General features: G+C 44.8%; 1 protein-coding gene. It reads left to right on the top strand.

Annotated elements, in window-relative coordinates; translation table 11 throughout:
• Nucleotides 1-25 precede the first annotated feature (25 nt).
• A partial coding sequence (locus R8O11_RS28155; RefSeq protein WP_318194991.1) for an OmpA family protein occupies nt 26-674 on the top strand: 649 nt, incomplete at its 3' end.

The following is a 674-nucleotide window of genomic DNA, read 5'->3' as shown; positions in this document are numbered from 1 at the left end:
GAAAGATATGACCAATAAAAAAGTAATGGCAGTAATGCTGGTGGTCGGTTTTACAACGTTAAATGCCAATGCCAATGCCAATGCCAATGCCAATGCCAATGCCAACGACATCAGTTCAACATTAACAGAGTACTGCGCCACTGCGTTTTATGAATATTCGCATTCAATCACAGTCGGAGAAGTGACGGGCGTTGGCACACATCGCAATGGTTTTTTGCAAGTGACCGAAAAAAGCGATGACCAAGCTCTTAAACAGGCACTGATGAAAAAATCATCACTGTTAACCGATCCGAGTGAATGTTTAACCTATATCTCAAACTTAGGTATTGCACAATTTAGTGGTGAAGTGGGTGACAAGGGACAACTGGTTGCACGGGTTCACTTTGCTTTTGATCGTTTCAATCTTTCATCATTGGCTAGAGATGTGTTAAGCAGTGTGGCGCGTCAATTGGCTCTAAGTAATTATCGAGTGACGGTTGAAGGGCATACTGACTGGATCGGTACCGATACTTACAACCAAGAGCTTGGCTTGAACCGCGCGCACAGCACCGCCAATGAATTGGTGAAATATGGGGTGAAACGGGAAAATACAGAGCTGAAGTCATTTGGTGAATCTGAACCGATTGCTAGCAATGAAACCCCCCAAGGACGCTCTAAAAACCGCCGAGCGGATG

This window comes from Vibrio sp. 1288, from assembly GCF_033344475.1.
The sequence above is the reverse complement of the archived record's forward strand: the minus strand, read 5'-3'. Positions and strand labels throughout refer to the sequence as shown.